14 protein-coding genes, 1 tRNA gene and 1 pseudogene are annotated in these 18,684 nt (G+C 64.3%); 1 reads left to right on the top strand and 15 read right to left on the bottom strand.

Annotation, left to right across the window (positions count from 1 at the left end; all coding sequences use genetic code 11):
• Position 1: 1 nt before the first annotated feature.
• The 6 genes and pseudogenes from rplC to rpsL form a co-directional block, all read right to left on the bottom strand.
• Entirely contained in the window at positions 2–703 is a 702-nt protein-coding gene (rplC, locus tag BN60_RS05540) for a 50S ribosomal protein L3 (protein WP_020695006.1), read from the bottom strand.
• Positions 704–735: 32 nt separating this feature from the next.
• Positions 736–1,050 (bottom strand): 30S ribosomal protein S10, encoded by a 315-nt coding sequence (gene rpsJ, locus BN60_RS05535; protein WP_020695005.1) that lies wholly within the window; start codon positions 1,048–1,050, stop codon positions 736–738.
• 21 nt (positions 1,051–1,071) lie between these two features.
• Positions 1,072–2,261 (bottom strand): annotated as a pseudogene (gene tuf / locus BN60_RS05530) (elongation factor Tu).
• Between the two features lie 45 nt (positions 2,262–2,306).
• The gene (fusA, locus tag BN60_RS05525; protein ID WP_020695003.1) at positions 2,307–4,412 is read right to left on the bottom strand and encodes an elongation factor G; all 2,106 of its coding nucleotides are present in this window, start codon (positions 4,410–4,412) and stop codon (positions 2,307–2,309) included.
• A 35-nt stretch (positions 4,413–4,447) separates the two neighbouring features.
• The gene (gene rpsG / locus BN60_RS05520) at positions 4,448–4,918 is read right to left on the bottom strand and encodes a 30S ribosomal protein S7 (protein WP_020695002.1); all 471 of its coding nucleotides are present in this window, start codon (positions 4,916–4,918) and stop codon (positions 4,448–4,450) included.
• Positions 4,919–4,933: 15 nt separating this feature from the next.
• Positions 4,934–5,305: a 30S ribosomal protein S12 gene (gene rpsL / locus BN60_RS05515; RefSeq protein ID WP_020695001.1), complete on the bottom strand. Its 372-nt coding sequence runs from the start codon at positions 5,303–5,305 to the stop codon at positions 4,934–4,936.
• Positions 5,306–5,887: 582 nt separating this feature from the next.
• On the opposite strand from rpsL, the gene BN60_RS05510 reads away from it, so the two are divergent.
• Positions 5,888–6,478 (top strand): GNAT family N-acetyltransferase, encoded by a 591-nt coding sequence (locus BN60_RS05510; protein WP_202949786.1) that lies wholly within the window; start codon positions 5,888–5,890, stop codon positions 6,476–6,478.
• A 66-nt stretch (positions 6,479–6,544) separates the two neighbouring features.
• Here BN60_RS05510 and rpoC read toward each other — a convergent pair whose 3' ends face one another.
• The 9 genes from rpoC to BN60_RS05465 form a co-directional block, all read right to left on the bottom strand.
• Positions 6,545–10,717 carry a DNA-directed RNA polymerase subunit beta' gene (gene rpoC / locus BN60_RS05505; RefSeq protein ID WP_020694999.1) on the bottom strand — a complete coding sequence of 1,391 codons (4,173 nt, stop codon included), beginning with the start codon at positions 10,715–10,717 and terminating at the stop codon, positions 6,545–6,547.
• A 77-nt stretch (positions 10,718–10,794) separates the two neighbouring features.
• Entirely contained in the window at positions 10,795–14,964 is a 4,170-nt protein-coding gene (gene rpoB, locus BN60_RS05500) for a DNA-directed RNA polymerase subunit beta (protein WP_020694998.1), read from the bottom strand.
• A gap of 186 nt (positions 14,965–15,150) precedes the next feature.
• Complete coding sequence (rplL, locus tag BN60_RS05495; protein WP_020694997.1) at positions 15,151–15,525, bottom strand: 50S ribosomal protein L7/L12; 375 nt, start codon at positions 15,523–15,525, stop codon at positions 15,151–15,153.
• Between the two features lie 60 nt (positions 15,526–15,585).
• Positions 15,586–16,113 carry a 50S ribosomal protein L10 gene (gene rplJ, locus BN60_RS05490; RefSeq protein WP_020694996.1) on the bottom strand — a complete coding sequence of 176 codons (528 nt, stop codon included), beginning with the start codon at positions 16,111–16,113 and terminating at the stop codon, positions 15,586–15,588.
• Between the two features lie 338 nt (positions 16,114–16,451).
• On the bottom strand, positions 16,452–17,144 hold the full coding sequence (rplA, locus tag BN60_RS05485) for a 50S ribosomal protein L1 (RefSeq protein WP_020694995.1): 693 nt from the start codon (positions 17,142–17,144) through the stop codon (positions 16,452–16,454).
• Positions 17,145–17,147: 3 nt separating this feature from the next.
• Positions 17,148–17,576 (bottom strand): 50S ribosomal protein L11, encoded by a 429-nt coding sequence (gene rplK / locus BN60_RS05480; protein ID WP_020694994.1) that lies wholly within the window; start codon positions 17,574–17,576, stop codon positions 17,148–17,150.
• A 209-nt stretch (positions 17,577–17,785) separates the two neighbouring features.
• Positions 17,786–18,322: a transcription termination/antitermination protein NusG gene (gene nusG / locus BN60_RS05475; RefSeq protein ID WP_020694993.1), complete on the bottom strand. Its 537-nt coding sequence runs from the start codon at positions 18,320–18,322 to the stop codon at positions 17,786–17,788.
• Between the two features lie 2 nt (positions 18,323–18,324).
• Complete coding sequence (secE, locus tag BN60_RS05470) at positions 18,325–18,516, bottom strand: preprotein translocase subunit SecE (RefSeq protein ID WP_020694992.1); 192 nt, start codon at positions 18,514–18,516, stop codon at positions 18,325–18,327.
• Positions 18,517–18,536: 20 nt separating this feature from the next.
• Positions 18,537–18,612, bottom strand: a tRNA-Trp gene (locus tag BN60_RS05465).
• Positions 18,613–18,684 lie beyond the last annotated feature (72 nt).

The following is an 18,684-nucleotide window of genomic DNA, read 5'->3' as shown; positions in this document are numbered from 1 at the left end:
CTCAGGCCGCCGGTGCAGCCGCTTCGGCAGCCTTGCGCAGGCCGGCCGGGTACGGTGCATCCTTGGGGCGGGCGCGCTTGGACGCGTCCTTGACGATGATGTAGCCGTTGGCCGGGCCGGGAACGGCGCCGGACACCAGCAGCAGACCCTTTTCGTCGTCGACGGCGACGATCTTGAGGTTCTGCGTGGTCACGCGCTCGCTGCCGTAGTGGCCCGCCATCTTCTTGCCGGGGAACGTACGGCCGGGATCCTGACGGTTGCCGGTCGAACCGTGACTACGGTGCGAAACCGACACGCCGTGGCTGGCTTCGAGGCCACGGAAGTTCCAGCGAACCATCGACCCCGTAAAGCCGCGGCCGATGGTGGTGCCGATGACATCGACGAACTGACCCGGCACGAAGTGGCTGGGCACCAGCTCGGCGCCGACTTCGAGGACCGCATCCTTGGCGACCCGGAATTCGACGAGCTTCTTCTTCGGCTCGACCTTGGCCTTGGCAAAGTGACCGCGCATCGGCTGGGTCACGTTCTTCACCTTGGCCTTACCATAGCCGAGCTGCACGGCAACGTACTTGTCCGTCTCTTCCGAGCGGACGGCGACGACCTGCAGATTGTCTACCTTCAGAACGGTGACGGGCACATGTTCTCCGGCGTCGTTGAAGACGCGGGTCATGCCGACCTTCTGAGTGACGAGACCGCAACGCATGGTCCTGTTCCTTCTTTCCTTGTCCGCTCGCCTTAGGCGCCGAGCTTGATCTCGACGTCCACGCCGGAGGCGAGGTCGAGCTTCATCAGCGCGTCCACCGTCTGCGGCGTCGGATCGACGATATCGAGCACGCGCTTGTGCGTGCGCACTTCGAACTGCTCGCGCGACTTCTTGTCGATGTGCGGCGAACGGTTGACCGTGAACCGCTCGATCCTGGTCGGCAGCGGGATCGGACCACGCACCTGCGCGCCCGTCCGCTTGGCTGTGCTCACGATCTCGCTCGTCGACGTGTCGAGCACGCGATGATCGAAGGCCTTGAGCCGGATGCGGATGTTGGTGCTGTCCATGATCTACTCGCTCGTCGCCAGTTACTTAACGACTTTGGTGACGACGCCGGCGCCGACGGTGCGGCCGCCCTCGCGGATGGCGAAGCGCAGGCCCTCGTCCATCGCGATCGGCTGGATCAGCTCGACCACCAGACGCGCATTGTCGCCCGGCATCACCATCTCCGTGCCTTCCGGCAGGGTCACCACGCCCGTCACGTCCGTCGTCCGGAAGTAGAACTGCGGACGGTAGTTCGTGAAGAACGGCGTATGACGGCCGCCCTCTTCCTTCGTCAGGATGTACGCCTCGGCCTCGAAGTTCGTGTGCGGCGTGATCGAGCCCGGCTTCGCCAGGACCTGACCGCGCTCCACGTCCTCGCGGCCCACGCCGCGCAGCAGCGCGCCGATGTTGTCGCCCGCCTCGCCGCTGTCCAGCAGCTTGCGGAACATCTCCACACCCGTAACCGTCGTCTTCGTCGTCGCCTTCAGGCCGACGATCTCGACTTCCTCGCCGACCTTCACGATGCCGCGCTCGACGCGACCCGTCACCACCGTGCCGCGGCCCGAGATCGAGAACACGTCCTCGATCGGCATCAGGAACGGCTTGTCCTTGTCGCGCGTCGGCTGCGGAATGTAGCGGTCAACTTCCGCCATCAGCTTCAGCACAGCCTGCTCGCCCAGCTCCGGGTTCTTGTCTTCCAGCGCCATCAGCGCCGAGCCCCGCACCACCGGAAGGTCGTCGCCCGGGAACTGGTAGCTCTTCAGAAGCTCGCGCACCTCAAGCTCGACCAGGTCCAGAAGCTCCGGATCGTCAACCATGTCGCACTTGTTCATGAACACAACCAGCGCCGGAACGCCGACCTGGCGCGCCAGCAGGATGTGCTCGCGCGTCTGCGGCATCGGGCCGTCCGCCGCAGACACAACCAGGATCGCCCCGTCCATCTGCGCCGCGCCCGTGATCATGTTCTTCACGTAGTCCGCGTGGCCCGGGCAATCGACGTGCGCGTAGTGGCGGTTCGCCGTCTCGTACTCAACGTGCGCCGTCGAGATCGTGATGCCGCGCTCACGCTCCTCAGGCGCCTTGTCGATCTGGTCGTACGCCGTGAACGTCGCTCCGCCGCCTTCGCCAGGATCTTCGTGATCGCCGCCGTCAGAGACGTCTTCCCGTGGTCAACGTGACCGATCGTTCCGATGTTGCAGTGCGGCTTGCTCCGCTCAAACTTCACCTTCGTCATGGTCTTTGGTCCCTGGTCAAATCAGTTCTGGTTCGGTCGGCGGCGTCAGCCTGCCAGCTTGGCGACAACTTCGTCCGCGACGGCCTGCGGAACAGGCGCGTAATGGTCGAACGTCATGGTGTAGGCGGCCCGTCCCTGCGTCATCGACCGCAGCGTGTTCACGTAGCCGAACATGTTGGCGAGCGGCACCATCGCGTTGATGACCTGTGCGTTGCCGCGAGCTTCCATGCCCTGGATCTGACCGCGACGGCTGTTCAAGTCGCCGATGCAGTCGCCCATGTAGTCTTCCGGCGTCACGACCTCGACCTTCATGATCGGTTCGAGGAGTTTGCACTGGGCCTTCGCCAGGCCTTCCTTGAACGCCGCGCGGGCAGCGATTTCGAAGGCCAGTACGCTCGAGTCAACGTCATGATAGGCGCCATCGATCAGCGAGACCTTGAAGTCGATCACGGGGAAGCCGGCAAGCACGCCGGTCTCGCGCGAGGCCTCGAGGCCCTTCTCGACACCCGGGATGAATTCCTTCGGAATCGAGCCGCCGACGATCTTGCTTTCGAAGCTGTATCCCGAGCCGGGTTCGCCCGGTTCGAAGACCAGCTTGACGCGGGCGAACTGACCCGAGCCACCGGACTGCTTCTTGTGCGTGTAGTCGATCTCCGCCTTGCGGCCGAGCGTCTCGCGATAGGCCACCTGCGGCGCGCCGACATTGGCATCGACCTTGTAGGTACGCCTCAGGATGTCGACCTTGATCTCGAGATGGAGCTCGCCCATGCCCTTGATGACGGTCTGGCCGGTCTCCTGGTCGGTGGTGACGCGGAAGGTCGGGTCTTCCTGGACGAGACGGCCCAGAGCCTGGCCCATCTTCTCCTGGTCGGCCTTCGACTTCGGCTCGATCGCCAACTCGATAACGGGCTCGGGGAAGTCCATCTTCTCGAGGATCACCGGGTTCTCGGGCGCGCACAGCGTGTCGCCAGTGGTGACGCTCTTGAGACCCGCCAGGGCGATGATGTCGCCGGCGCGAGCTTCCTTGATGTCTTCACGGTTGTTGGCATGCATCAACAGCATGCGGCCGATACGCTCCTTGCGATCCTTCGTGCTGTTCAGCACGCCGGTCGAGGATTCGAGCACACCCGAATAGACACGCGCGAAGGTGAGCGAGCCGACAAACGGGTCGGTCATGATCTTGAACGCCAGAGCCGACAGCGGCGCGTCGTCACTCGACGGCAACGAAATCGCCTCGTCCGAGCCCATCTTCACGCCCTTGACGTCCTCGACGTCGGTCGGCGCCGGCAGGTAGTTCACGACGGCGTCGAGCATGGGCTGCACGCCCTTGTTCTTGAACGACGAACCGCAGAGCACCGGAACGAAGGCGTAGGAGATCGTGCCCTTGCGGATGCACTTGATCAACGTGTCGTAGTCCGGCTCTTCGCCGCCCAGGTACTTCTCGAGAGCGACATCGTCCTGCTCGACGGCCATCTCGATCAACTTGGTGCGGTACTCGGCTGCCTTTTCCTTCAGGTCGGCCGGAATGTCGGTGATCTCGTACTTCGCGCCGAGCGTCTCCTCGAGCCAGATGATCGCCTTGTTCGCGACCAAGTCGACGACGCCCTTGAACTCGGATTCCACGCCGATCGGCATCTGGGTCACGAGCGGCTTGCTGCCCAGGCGATCGACGATCATGTCGACGGTGCGCCAGAAGTTGGCACCCGTGCGGTCCATCTTGTTGACGAAACACATGCGCGGCACGCCGTACTTGTCGGCCTGACGCCACACGGTCTCGGACTGCGGCTCCACGCCGGCCACCGAATCGAATACGCAAACCGCGCCGTCGAGCACACGCAGCGAACGCTCAACTTCGATGGTGAAGTCGACGTGACCAGGCGTGTCGATGATGTTGATGCGGTAGCTCGGACCGGCGAACGGCCCCGTCTCGGCCTTCCAGAAGCAGGTCGTCGCAGCCGAAGTGATCGTGATGCCGCGCTCCTGCTCCTGCTCCATCCAATCCATGGTCGCGGAGCCGTCGTGCGTCTCGCCGATCCTGTGCGACTTGCCGGTATAGTAGAGGATGCGCTCGGTAGTAGTCGTCTTACCGGCGTCGATATGCGCCATGATACCGATGTTGCGGTAATGCGCGATGGGAGTGGTACGAGCCATGGAGGGGGCTTTCTCGAAGGGGATCTAGAGGACGCTTACCAGCGGTAGTGCGCGAACGCCTTGTTGGCGTCGGCCATCTTGTGGGTGTCCTCGCGCTTCTTCACGGCATTGCCGCGGCGATTGAAGGCGTCGAGCAGCTCGGCGGAGAGCTTCTCCTGCATGCTGTGACCCGAGCGATCGCGCGCCGCCTGGATGATCCAGCGGATGGCGAGAGCCTGGCGGCGCTCCGGACGGACTTCGACCGGCACCTGGTAGGTCGCACCGCCGACGCGGCGCGAACGCACTTCGACCGCCGGCTTCACGTTTTCCAGCGCCTCGTGGAAGGCCGGAACCGGGTCCTGCTTGAGCTTGGTCTCGATCTCGTCGAGCGCGCCGTACACGATGTGCTCGGCGACCGACTTCTTACCGCGCTCCATCAGCGTGTTCATGAACTTGCTGAGAACGATATCGCCGAACTTGGCGTCCGGCAGGACTTCACGCTTTTCTGCTGCGCGACGACGGGACATGGCTTCCTCCGCGCCTTACTTCGGGCGCTTCGCGCCGTACTTCGAACGGCGTTGCTTGCGGTCTTTGACACCCTGCGTATCGAGAGTGCCGCGAATGATGTGATAGCGGACGCCCGGAAGATCCTTCACGCGGCCACCGCGGATCATGACAACCGAGTGCTCCTGCAGGTTGTGGCCTTCGCCCGGAATGTAGCTCACCACTTCGTAGGCATTGGTGAGGCGCACCTTGGCGACCTTACGCAGCGCCGAGTTCGGCTTCTTCGGGGTCGTGGTGTAGACGCGGGTGCACACGCCACGCTTCTGCGGGCAGGCCTGCAGCGCGGGGACCTTGTTGTGCGACTTGAGGCCGTGGCGCTGCTTGCGGATCAACTGGTTGATAGTCGGCATCGATTTCGGTTTCCTTACCGCCGTCTCGTGTCCGCCCAATATCGACCCTGTGGCGCAAAGCGAATGCGCGCGGGCATGGCGGCAAAAGCGCAGCCCCGCGCAAGGAAAAAGCTTTGCGGCCGGATGGCCTGACTTGTAGCGGTCCTCGGCGTCAGGCTGCGTCTTGGCTTACGCCAACCACCAGCCCCTCGACGAGGTGGCGCGCTTATATGGCCGCGTCAGTTGCAGGTCAAGCGCGCTGCACCGCTTTTCGCGTTGATTTTGTTGGTTATTCTCGGCTTGGCGGACTCGACTCGTTCCTGACTCGCAATCCTTGCGAGACGCAAGAATCTAACAACCATATCTTGTGGGTCCCGCCTCTCCCTGGGCACAAGTTTACTTCCGCCAATATGTCCTGTATGTGCAAGGACATGTTGCGTCAGACCCCGCGTATGACCTCGGCTACCAAAGCATGCTTTGGGGCGGGGAAAGTCGTGTGTGATCGTCTGATCTAGTCGTCGACTTGGAAACCCTGACCCCGCCGCGACGGTCGGGGTCAAACGCAACAGGTCCCGCCCTCCGGCCAACGGAAGCGAGACCTCGATGCCACCCGCCTACCCCATGCCGCCAACGCCGGTGCTCCAAACGCCGCGCCTCATCCTGCGCCCGGTGCGCAGCAAGGACGCCCCGGTCATCCAGCGCCGCTTTCCGCGCTGGGAGGTCGTTCGGTGGCTGAATGCCCGGATCCCCTGGCCCTACCCTGCCGACGGCGCCGCCGCCTATGTCGCAAGCTGCCTCGAGGAAATGTCCCGCGGGGAAAAAGCCCACTGGGCCATCATCCCGAAGTCCGGTCCCGCCGATTTGATCGGGGTCATCGACCTCTGGCCCGACGACGGCGATAGCCACGACCAGCGGGGCTTCTGGCTGGATCCCGAGTTCCAGGGGAAGGGCCTCATGACCGAAGCGGCGGAGCGGGTGACGGACTACGCCTTTCGCACGCTCGACTGGCCGCATCTGTGGCTGACGAACGCCCAGGACAATCATGCCTCGCGGCGCATCAAGGAGAAGCAGGGCGCCCGGCTGGTCGACCTCAAGATCGGCGAATACGTCGGCGGTCGTGGCCCTCTCATGGTGTGGCAGTTGACGCAGCAGAACTGGCTCGTCCGCCAGGCCGCGTCCTCCGCAGCGGCATGAGGACAACCCCAAAGAGAAAGGCCGTCATCTTGCGATGACGGCCTTTGATTTTCAGGCGTCGGAGCCTCAGTCGGCCGCGCGCTCTTCCTCCAGCGTCGGGACCGGCTGGTCCTCGCCGTCGGCACCGGCCGCCAGGATGGCGCGGTCGCGCTGGGCGGCGATCGCCTTCAGACGGTTCACGACTCCGCCAGTGCCCGCCGGGATCAGGCGGCCGACGATGACGTTCTCCTTCAGGCCCTGAAGGCTGTCGACCTTGCCCGAAACCGCCGCCTCGGTAAGCACGCGGGTGGTCTCCTGGAAGGAGGCCGCCGAGATGAACGACTTGGTCTGCAGGCTGGCCTTGGTGATGCCGAGCAGCACCGGATCCGCCTTGGCAGGCTTCATCTTCTCGACCAGCAGCTTGGCGTTCTCCGCGTCGAACTCCTGCTTGTCGACCTGCTCGCCGATCAGGAACGTCGAGTCGCCGGCGTCGGTGATCTCGACCTTCTGCAGCATCTGACGCGCGATCGTCTCGATGTGCTTGTCGTTGATCTTCACGCCCTGCAGTCGATAGACCTCCTGGATCTCGTTCACGAGATATTCGGCCAGCTTCTCGATGCCCAGCACGCGCAGGATGTCGTGCGGCACAGGGTTGCCGTCGATCAGGAGATCGCCGCGTTCCACGTAGTCGCCTTCCTGGACCGCGATGCGCTTGCCCTTCGGGATCAGATACTCGACCGGCTCCGCATTCTCGCCTTCCGGCACGATCAGGATGCGGCGCTTGCTCTTGTAGTCCTTGCCGAACTCGATGCGGCCGGCGATGTCGCAAATGATCGCGAAATCCTTCGGCTTGCGGGCTTCGAACAGCTCCGCCACGCGCGGCAGACCGCCCGTGATGTCGCGGTTCTTGCCACCCTCACGCGGGATGCGCGCGAGGATGTCGCCGGCATGGACGTCCTGGCCGTTCTCGACCGAGAGCACCGAGTCGAGCGACAGCAGGTACCGAGCCTCCTGGCCGTTGGCCAGCATGATCGGGTTGCCGTCGGCATCGTGGATGGCGATGCGCGGACGCAGATCGCCACCGCGCGGCTGGCCCTTCCAGTCGACGACGACGCGGTTGGAGATACCCGTCGAGTCGTCGATCACTTCGCGCATCGACACGCCTTCGACGAGGTCGACGTAAACCGCCTTGCCGGCCTTTTCGGTGATGATCGGCAGGGTGTACGGATCCCACTCGGCGAGCTTCTGGCCCTTCGAGACGGGTGTGTCGCTGTCGACCAGCAGGCGCGCGCCGTAGGGCACGCGATGCTTGGCACGCTCGCGCTGGGCGCCGTCGATCAGCACCAGCTCGGTGTTGCGGCCCATCACGACCGGAACGCCCTGGCTGTTGATCACGACGTTGCGGTTGCGCACCTGGATGGTGCCGTCGTGACTCGCTTCGATGTTCGACTGCTCCGCACCACGCTGCGCGGCGCCGCCGATATGGAAGGTACGCATGGTGAGCTGCGTGCCCGGCTCGCCGATCGACTGGGCGGCGATGACGCCCACCGCTTCGCCGATATTGACCGGGGTACCGCGGGCCAGGTCGCGGCCGTAGCACTTGCCGCAGACGCCGATCTTGGTATCGCAGGTCAGCACCGAGCGGATGCGGATCTCCTCGATCCCCGCCTTCTCGATCTGCTCGACCTTGACCTCGTCGATCAGTTCGCCGGCCTTGCTGATCAGCGTGCCGTTCACCGGATCGACGATGTCGTCCAGCGCCGTACGGCCCAGCACCCGCTCCGAGAGCGGCTCGATCACGTCACCGCCATCGACGACGGCGCGCATGGTGAGGCCACGCTCCGTTCCGCAATCTTCCTCGACGATGATGCAGTCCTGCGCCACGTCGACCAGACGGCGGGTCAGGTAACCCGAGTTCGCCGTCTTGAGCGCCGTGTCGGCCAGGCCCTTACGCGCGCCGTGGGTGGAGTTGAAGTACTCCAGCACCGACAGGCCTTCCTTGAAGTTCGAGATGATCGGCGTCTCGATGATCTCGCCCGACGGCTTGGTCATCAGGCCGCGCATGCCGGCGAGCTGCTTCATCTGCGTCGCCGAACCACGCGCGCCGGAATGGGCCATCATCCACACCGCGTTGACCGGACGGCCCGGCCGCGGCGTTGAAATGCCCTTCATCATCTCCTCGGCCACGCGATCCGAGCAGCGCGACCAGGCGTCGACGACCTTGTTGTACTTCTCACCGGAGGTGATCAGGCCGTCCTGGTACTGCTGTTCGTATTCCTTGACCTCCTTCTGGGTCTGGGCGACCAGCTTTTCCTTGGCCGCCGGAATGACGAGATCGTCCTTGCCGAACGAGATGCCGGCGCGGCAGGCGTGATAGAAGCCGAGGCCCATCAGGCGATCGGCGAAGATCACCGTCTCCTTCTGGCCGCAGTGGCGGTAGACGGAGTCGATGACGTTCTGCAGATCCTTCTTGGTCAGCAGTCGGTTGATCAGCGAGAACGGCAGGTTCTCGTGCTTGGGCAGGATCTGCGCGAGCAGAATGCGGCCCGGCGTGGTCTCGACCACGCGCTGGGCCAGCACACCCTTGTCGTCATAGGCCTCCAGCCGCATCTTGATCTTGGCGTGCATCGACAGCGTACGGCTGTGCAGCGCATGCTCGAGATCGCCGATGTCGGAGAACAGCGAGCCTTCGCCGGGCTCACCCTCGCGCTCGAGCGTAATGTAGTAGATGCCGAGCACGATGTCCTGCGACGGCACGATGATCGGCTTGCCGCTGGCGGGCGAGAGGATGTTGTTGGTCGACATCATCAACACGCGCGCTTCGAGCTGGGCTTCCAGCGACAGCGGCACGTGCACCGCCATCTGGTCGCCGTCGAAGTCGGCATTGAAGGCCGTGCAGACCAGCGGATGGAGCTGGATCGCCTTGCCCTCGATCAGCACCGGCTCGAAGGCCTGGATGCCGAGGCGGTGCAGGGTCGGCGCGCGGTTCAGCAGGACGGGATGCTCGCGGATGACCTCCTCGAGGATGTCCCACACCTCCGGCCGCTCCTTCTCGACCATGCGCTTGGCGGCCTTGATGGTGTTGGCCATGCCGTAGTTCTGCAGCCGCGAGTAGATGAACGGCTTGAACAGTTCGAGCGCCATCTTCTTGGGCAGGCCGCACTGGTGCAGCTTGAGCTCCGGACCGACCACGATGACCGAGCGGCCCGAGTAGTCGACGCGCTTGCCGAGCAGGTTCTGACGGAAGCGGCCCTGCTTGCCCTTGAGCATGTCGCTGAGCGACTTCAGCGGACGCTTGTTGGCGCCCGTGATGACGCGGCCGCGACGGCCGTTGTCGAACAGCGCATCGACCGACTCCTGCAGCATGCGCTTCTCGTTGCGCACGATGATGTCGGGAGCGCGCAGCTCCATCAGGCGCTTCAACCGATTGTTGCGGTTGATCACGCGACGATAGAGGTCGTTCAGGTCGGACGTGGCGAAGCGGCCACCGTCGAGCGGCACCAGCGGGCGCAGTTCGGGCGGGATCACCGGCACCAGCTCGAGGATCATCCACTCCGGACGCGCGCCGGACTCGATGAAGTTCTCGCAGAGCTTCAGGCGCTTCACGAGCTTCTTGCGCTTGGCCTCGGAGGTCGTCTCGCGCAGCTCCTCGCGCAGCCGCGGGCGCTCCTCGTTGAGGTCGATCGCCTGCAGCATGGCGCGGATCGCCTCGGCGCCGATCTCGGCCTCGAACGAACCGTCGCCGTACTCGTCGAGCGCGTTGAGGTACTGGTCCTCGTTCAGGAGCTCGCGATACTTGAGGGCGGTCAGGCCGGGGTTGGTGACGACGTAGTTCTCGAAGTAGAGGATCTTCTCGAGATCACGCAGCGTCATGTCGAGCAGCAGGCCGATGCGGCTCGGCAGCGACTTCAGGAACCAGATGTGCGCGACCGGCGAGGCGAGCTCGATGTGGCCCATCCGTTCGCGGCGCACCTTGGTGAGCGTCACCTCGACGCCGCACTTCTCGCAGGTGATGCCGCGGAACTTCATGCGCTTGTACTTGCCGCACAGGCACTCGTAGTCCTTGATCGGTCCGAAGATGCGGGCGCAGAACAGCCCGTCACGCTCCGGCTTGAACGTGCGGTAGTTGATGGTCTCCGGCTTCTTGATCTCGCCGTGGCTCCAGGTGCGGATGCGCTCTGGGCTGGCGATCGAGATGCGGATCTCGTCGAAGGTCGGCGTGCCCTGCGGCTGGCCTAGTACGTTGATGAGGTCGGTCATCTTTATGGTCCTCATTTCCCCCCTTTTGGGGGTTCGTTGGACTTAATTCGCGAAAGCAGAGAAGTCGTCGGCCACGCTCACGTGACCGACTGGTTCAGTTCGACGTTGAGGCCGAGCGAGCGCAGCTCCTTGACCAGAACGTTGAAGGATTCGGGGATGCCCGCTTCGAAGGTGTCGTCGCCGCGCACGATGGCCTCGTAGACCTTGGTACGGCCGGCAACGTCGTCCGACTTGACGGTAAGGATCTCCTGCAGCGTGTAGGCAGCGCCGTAAGCCTCGAGCGCCCACACCTCCATTTCGCCGAAGCGCTGACCGCCGAACTGGGCCTTGCCGCCCAGCGGCTGCTGGGTAACGAGGCTGTAGGGGCCGATCGACCGCGCGTGGATCTTGTCGTCCACGAGATGGTGCAGCTTCAGCATGTAGATGTAGCCGACGGTCACCTTGCGATCGAACGGCTCGCCCGTGCGGCCGTCGATCAGGGTGACCTGGCCCGACTTGTCGAGGCCCGCCATCTCCAGCATGCCGACGATGTCGGCCTCGTGCGCGCCGTCGAACACCGGCGACGCGAAGGGCACACCCCTCGAGAGGTTGCGGGCGAGCTCGATCACATGCTCGTCGTCGAGATCGGCGATGTCGTTCTTGAAGGTCTTCTCGCCGTAGATGTCGCGCAGATGCTTCCTGATCTGCGCCGCCGAAGCCTCCCGGGCATTCGCCAGCATCTCGCCGATCTTCTTGCCGAGACCCGCCGCGGCCCAGCCGAGATGGGTTTCGAGAATCTGACCGACGTTCATGCGCGACGGCACGCCGAGCGGGTTCAGCACGATGTCGACCGGGCCGCCCTCTTCGAGATACGGCATGTCCTCGAGCGGCATGATGCGCGAGATCACGCCCTTGTTGCCGTGACGGCCGGCCATCTTGTCGCCCGGCTGCAGCTTGCGCTTGGTCGCGACGAAGACCTTGACCATCTTCATCACGCCCGGCGGCAGCTCGTCGCCGCGCTGCAGCTTGTCGACCTTGCTGTCGAAACGGTCCTGCAGACGCTTCATCGATTCGTCGAACTGCTTGTTCAGCGCCTCGATCTCGGACTGCTTCTTGTCGGTCTTGACCGCAATCTGCCGCCACTGGCCGGGGGTGTACTCGCCCAGCACTTCGTCGGTGATCCGCGTGCCCGGCTTGAGGCCCTTCAGACCGCCGGCCACGACCTGGTTGAGCAGCATTTCCTGGATCTGGCTGTAGAAGCTGCGCTCCAGGATGGCCTTTTCGTCGTCGCGGTCCTTGGCGAGACGCTCGATCTCGTCACGCTCGATGGCGAGCGCGCGCTCGTCCTTGTCGACGCCGCGGCGGTTGAAGACGCGGACTTCGACAACCGTGCCCTCGACGCCCGGCGGCACCTTCAGCGAGGTGTCGCGCACGTCGGCCGCCTTCTCGCCGAAGATAGCGCGCAGCAGCTTCTCTTCCGGCGTCATCGGGCTCTCGCCCTTCGGCGTGACCTTGCCGACGAGGATGTCGCCTGCCTTCACCTCGGCGCCGATGTAGACGATGCCCGCCTCGTCGAGGTTCTTGAGCGCTTCCTCGCCGACGTTGGGGATGTCGCGGCTGATCTCTTCCTGGCCGAGCTTGGTGTCGCGGGCCATGACCTCGAACTCCTCGATATGGATCGAGGTGAAGACGTCATCGCGCACGATGCGCTCGGAGAGCAGGATCGAGTCTTCGAAGTTGTAGCCATTCCACGGCATGAACGCGACGAGCACGTTGCGGCCGAGCGCCAGCTCGCCATCGCGGGTCGACGGACCGTCGGCCACGATGTCGCCCCTCTTCACGTGGTCGCCGACGCGGACGAGCGGCTTCTGGGTGATGCAGGTGCTCTGGTTGGAACGCTGGAACTTCAGCAGGTTGTAGATGTCGACCGCCGGCCGGTTCGGGCCGACGTCTTCCGTCGCACGCACGACGATACGCATGGCGTCGACCTGGTCGACGATGCCGGTGCGGCGCGCCGCGATGGCAACGCCGGAGTCACGGGCGACGACCTCTTCCATGCCGGTGCCGACCAGCGGCGATTCGGCCTGGATGAGCGGCACCGCCTGGCGCTGCATGTTCGAGCCCATCAGCGCGCGGTTGGCGTCGTCGTTCTCAAGGAACGGGATCAGCGCCGCGGCGACGGAGACGATCTGCTTGGGCGAGACGTCGACGAAGTCGATAGTCTCGGGCCGGCCGAGAATGTACTCGCCGCCCTTGCGGCACTGCACCAGCTCGGACACGAACTTGCCCTTGGCGTCGATCTCGGCGTTGGCCTGGGCGACCGTGTAGCGGCCCTCCTCCATCGCCGAAAGATAGACGACCTCGTCGCTGACGCGGCCGGCCGTCACCTTGCGGTACGGGCTCTCGATGAAGCCGTACTGGTTGACGCGGGCGTAGGTCGCCAGCGAGTTGATCAGGCCGATGTTCGGGCCTTCCGGCGTTTCGATCGGGCAGATGCGGCCGTAATGCGTCGGATGCACGTCGCGCACCTCGAAGCCGGCGCGCTCGCGCGTCAGACCGCCCGGTCCAAGCGCCGAGAGGCGACGCTTGTGCGTCACTTCGGAGAGCGGGTTGGTCTGGTCCATGAACTGGCTGAGCTGGCTCGAACCGAAGAACTCGCGCACCGCCGCCGCCGCCGGCTTGGCGTTGATCAGGTCGTGCGGCATCACGGTGTCGATGTCGATCGAGCTCATGCGCTCGCGGATCGCCCGCTCCATGCGCAGCAGGCCGACGCGATACTGGTTCTCCATCAGCTCGCCGACCGAACGGACGCGGCGGTTGCCGAGGTGATCGATGTCGTCGATTTCGCCACGGCCGTCCTTGAGGTCGTGCAGGACCTTCACGACGGCGAGGATGTCCTCGCGGCGCAGCGTACGCTGGCTGTCGGGTACGCCCTCGAAGCCCAGACGCATGTTCATCTTCACGCGGCCGACCGGCGAGAGGTCGTAGCGCTCGATGTCGAACAGCAGGCCCTGGAACAGGGTCTCGGCCTGCTCCAGCGTCGGCGGCTCGCCCGGACGCATGACACGGTAGACGTCGAGGAGCGCCTCTTCACGGTTCGAGTTCTTGTCGGCCGCCAGCGTGTTGCGGATGTAGGGGCCGACGTTGACGTGATCGATGGCGAGCGTCGGCAGGACATCGATCTCGTTTTCGTCGAACAGCTCGAGGACGGCCTCGGTGATTTCCTGGCCGGCTTCGACGTAGATCTCGCCCGTCTTCTCGTTGATGACGTCGAGCGCGGCGTAGCGGCCGATCAGCTCCTCCGGCGAGACGCGCATTTCCTTGAGGCCGGCTTCCTTGAGCTTGGCCAGCAGGCGCGGCGTCATCTTGGTGCCGGCATCGGCGACCGACTTGCCGGTCTTGCCGTTGATAAGATCGTGCGTCAGCTTCACGCCGCGCATCGACTCGCCGTCGAACGGCGTGTTCCAGCCGTCCTTCTCGCGCTTGTAGACGACCTGGCCGTAGAACGCGGCGAGAATCTCCTCAGGCGACAGGCCCTGGGCGTCCGCCGGATCGAGCGGCTGATTCTTGGCGGCTGCCGAGGCGCGCTTCTTCCAGGTGGCGTCGTTGTCGAGCGCCAGCAGGAGCGTCGTCACCGGGATCTTGCGGCGACGGTCGATGCGCACGTGGATCAGGTCCTTGGCGTCGAACTCGAAGTCGAGCCAGGAACCGCGATAGGGGATGATACGGGCGGCGAACAGATACTTGCCCGAGCTGTGGGTCTTGCCCTTGTCATGATCGAAGAAGACGCCCGGCGAACGGTGCATCTGGCTCACGATCACGCGCTCGGTGCCGTTCACGATGAAGGTGCCGTTGTCGGTCATGAGCGGCATGTCGCCCATGTAGACGTCCTGCTCCTTGATATCGCGAATCGAACGCGAACCGGCTTCCTCGTCGATGTCCCACACGACGAGCTGCAGAGTGACCTTGAGCGGCGCTGCATAGGTGATGCCGCGCTGCTGGCACTCTTCGACGTCGTACTTGGGCTCCTCGAACTCGTACTTCACGAACTCCAGGCTGGCGCGCTCGGCGAAGTCCTTGATCGGGAACACGCCCCGGAAGACTTCCTGGAGGCCCGACTGGGTGCGCTTGGCTGCCGGCGTGACACGCTGCAGGAAGCTCTCATACGAGCTCTTCTGGACCTCGATGAGGTTCGGCATCGGCGCCACCGATTCGATGTGGCCGAAGAAACGACGAATCCTTTTCCGCGTATTGAAGGCCGTGGCCATCCTGCGTCCTCGAAGGTTCAAGGGCGGAGAAAATACCCGCTGCTTTCTCGGAGCTCCCGGCCCGCCAGCCGTTCGCCCCATCCGTCGCAGAGGGCCACTTGTCGGAACGGACCACGATCGAGTCCGCTCGGAGAAGAGGCCCGATAGGGCTGGCTCCTTGCGGAACCAGCCCGATCGGTACACGCTTTACTTGAGCTCGACCTTGGCGCCTTCCGCCTCGAGCTTCGCCTTGAGCTTCTCGGCGTCGGCCTTCGGCACGGCTTCCTTGACCGGCTTCGGAGCGGCTTCGACCAGGTCCTTGGCTTCCTTGAGGCCGAGGCCGGTGATCTCGCGCACCACCTTGATGACGTTGATCTTCTTGTCGCCGGCGGCGGCGAGAACGACGGTGAACTCGTCCTTCACCTCGGCCGGAGCGGCAGCGGCACCACCGCCAGCGGCGGCGACGGCGACCGGAGCGGCGGCGCTGACGCCCCACTTCTCTTCCAGCAGCTTGCTGAGCTCAGCGGCCTCGAGGACCGTCAGGGCCGAAAGCTCTTCGACCAGCTTCTCAAGATTTGCCATTTTAACTCTCCTGATATCCCGAACTTCGTTGAACGTAACTTGGATAGCTTGACGCGCGGCTTACGCCGCCTTCGCGCCGTCTTCCTTGGCTCCGTACGCACCGAACACACGAGCGAGCTGGCCGGCCGGCGCCTGGAGAACACCCGCCACCTTGGTGGCCGGGGCCTGCAGGAGACCGATGATCTTGCCGCGCAGCGCATCGAGGGAGGGCAGCGTGGCAAGAGCCTGAACGCCAGCGACGTCCAGAACTTTCTCGCCCAATGCACCGCCGACGATGGTCAGCTTCTCGTTAGTCTTGGCGAACGCCGCAACGACCTTCGCCGCTGCGACCGGATCCTCGGAGTAGGCAATGGCAGTCGGCCCCGAAAAAAGGGAGCCGAGCGCCGTGAAGGACGTACCCTCGAGGGCACGCAGCGTGAGCCTGTTCTTCGTGACCTTGTAGCTTGCACCGGCTGCCCTGATCTTGCGACGCAGGTCCGTGACCTCCGCGACCGTCAAACCTGTCTGGCGGGTGACCACCACCAGGTTTGCGCCCTTGAAGGTCTGGTTCAGCTCGGCGATCGCTTCGGCCTTTTCCGAACGATTCACGGCTTTCTCCAAATAAGGCCCAACCCAGAGGATCCAGGTCGGACCGGCTGCGGTACAGACTGCGCAGCCTCCGTTGGCGGGTTAGCGCGAACGGAGACCTTGCGGTCCGGTTCGCCTGCCCCGGAAGTTCGGGCGCGTGCGCGCACCAGAAGGTGCAGCGTCGATTCCCTTGCCCCCGTCTGCGCTGGCGGGTTTCCCCATTACGTCCACCCGAAGGTGGTCACCGGCGGTCTCGGACAGGTGGAGCTCGGAGCCTTGCGGCCCGTCGCTCCCTCCTCCGCCGGCCCCTGCAATCGAGGGGCCGACGTCGGAAACTCTAAAACTCTCTGCCGCCGCGCCTAGCTCAGCGCGGAAGCCGGGTCGAGCTTGATGCCCGGACCCATCGTCGAACTCAGCGACACCTTCTTGATGAAGGTGCCCTTGGCGCCGCTCGGCTTGGCGCGGTTGATCGCGTTCACCAGCGCCTTCACGTTGGCGACGATCGCCTCCTCGCTGAACGAGGCCTTGCCGACGCCGGCATGCACGATGCCGGCCTTTTCGGCGCGGAACTCGATCGAGCCGGCCTTGGCCGCCTTCACGGCCGCGGCGACATCCTGCGTCACGGTGCCGAGCTTCGGGTTCGGCATCAGGCCGCGCGGGCCCAGCACCTTACCGAGACGGCCGACCACGCCCATCATGTCCGGCGTGGCGACGCAGCGCTCGAAATTCATCTCGCCGGCATTGATCTTCTCGGCGAGGTCTTCCGCACCGACCAGATCGGCACCGGCTGCCTTGGCCTCGTCGGCCTTGGCGCCCCGCGCGAACACCGCGACGCGCACCGACTTGCCGGTGCCGTTCGGCAGCTCGATCATGCCGCGCACCGCCTGGTCGGCGTGGCGCGGGTCGATGCCGAGGTTCATCGCGACCTCGATGGTCTCGTCGAACTTCGCCTTGGCGTTCGCCTTGACGATCTTCACCGCCTCATCGAGGGGGTACATCTTCTCGCGGTCGACCGTGGTGACCGCCGCCTTGTAACGCTTGCCCTGGGTCATAGCTTACTCCACCACCTGGAGGCCCATGGAGCGGGCGGAGCCCACGATCTGCGCCATCGCCGATTCAACCGTATCGCAGTTGAGATCCGGCATCTTCTGCTTGGCGATCTCCTCGATCTGCTTCGTCGTGACCTTGCCGACGATCTGCGTGCCGACCGTCTTGGCGCCGGACTCGACGCCCGCGGCCTTCTTCAGGAAGTAGGTCACCGGCGGAGTCTTGGTGATGAAGGTGAAGCTGCGGTCCTGGAACACGGTGATGACCACCGGAATCGGCATGCCCGGTTCCATCTTCTGCGTCTTCGCGTTGAACTGCTTGCAGAATTCCATGATGTTGACGCCCTGCTGACCGAGCGCGGGCCCGATCGGCGGCGACGGATTTGCCTTGCCAGCCGGCACTTGCAGCTTGACGTAGGCCTGAATTTTCTTGGCCATGCCTGCCCCTCCTATGGGCGGCGCGGTACGGCCATGGCCGGCCTCCCGCACCCTATGTTAAGGTTAAGTCCTTGATCCTCATGGATTTTGGAACTTAACCAGCCTCACGAGAAAAGGCCGGCGCACGGCCAGCCCTCCCAAGGGCGCGCGGTCTACCAAATCCAACCGCCCGCCACAAGCCTGAATTTGTCCCCCAATATGGGGGTGAATCAGATCTTTTCCACCTGCGCGTAATCGAGTTCGACGGGGGTCGACCGGCCGAAGATCGACACCGCCACCTTCAGGCGTGCCCGCTCCTCGTCGACATCCTCGACCGTGCCGTTGAACGAGGCGAACGGGCCGTCGGCCACCTTCACCTGCTCGCCGATTTCGAAGCTGACGGCGGGCTTGGGTCGCTCCACGCCCTCCTGCACCTGCTTCAGAATGCGGCCGGCTTCGGCTTCGGAGATCGGCACCGGCTTGCCACGGCCACCGCCGCCCAGGAAGCCCGTCACCTTGGCCGTGTTCTTGACCAGATGCCAGGAGTCGTCGGTGAGATCCATCTTCACGAGCACATAGCCCGGGAAAAACTTGCGCTCCGTCTGCACCTTGGCGCCGCGGCGCACCTCGACGACCTCTTCGGTCGGCACGATGACCTCGGTGATTTCCTCGGCCAAGCCCTTCTTTTCGGCCTGCTCGCGGATCGACTGGGCGACCTTGTTCTCGAAGCCCGAATAGGCGTGAACGACGTACCAGCGATGGGCCATGGTCAGGAAACCCCGAGCAGCAGCTTGATAACGAAGCCGATGAGCTTGTCGGCCACCAGGAAGAACAACGCCGCGATCACGACGAAGATGAACACCATGCTGGTGGTGATCATGGTCTCACGCCGGGTCGGCCAGGTGACCTTGGCCACCTCGGCGCGGACTTCGCGGGCGAATTCTATCGGATTCTTCGTCATGCTCGCTTTTCTTCAGAAAATGGCAGGAGTGGAGGGACTCGAACCCCCGGCCCTCGGTTTTGGAGACCGATGCTCTACCAACTGAGCTACACTCCTACGTGCCGCCAGCGGTCTCATAGACTGCCGGCGGCATAATCGCTAGAGCATTACTTAACGACTTTGGTGACG

Source organism: Reyranella massiliensis 521 (assembly GCF_000312425.1).
Classification (GTDB): domain Bacteria; phylum Pseudomonadota; class Alphaproteobacteria; order Reyranellales; family Reyranellaceae; genus Reyranella; species Reyranella massiliensis.
The sequence above is the reverse complement of the archived record's forward strand: the minus strand, read 5'-3'. Positions and strand labels throughout refer to the sequence as shown.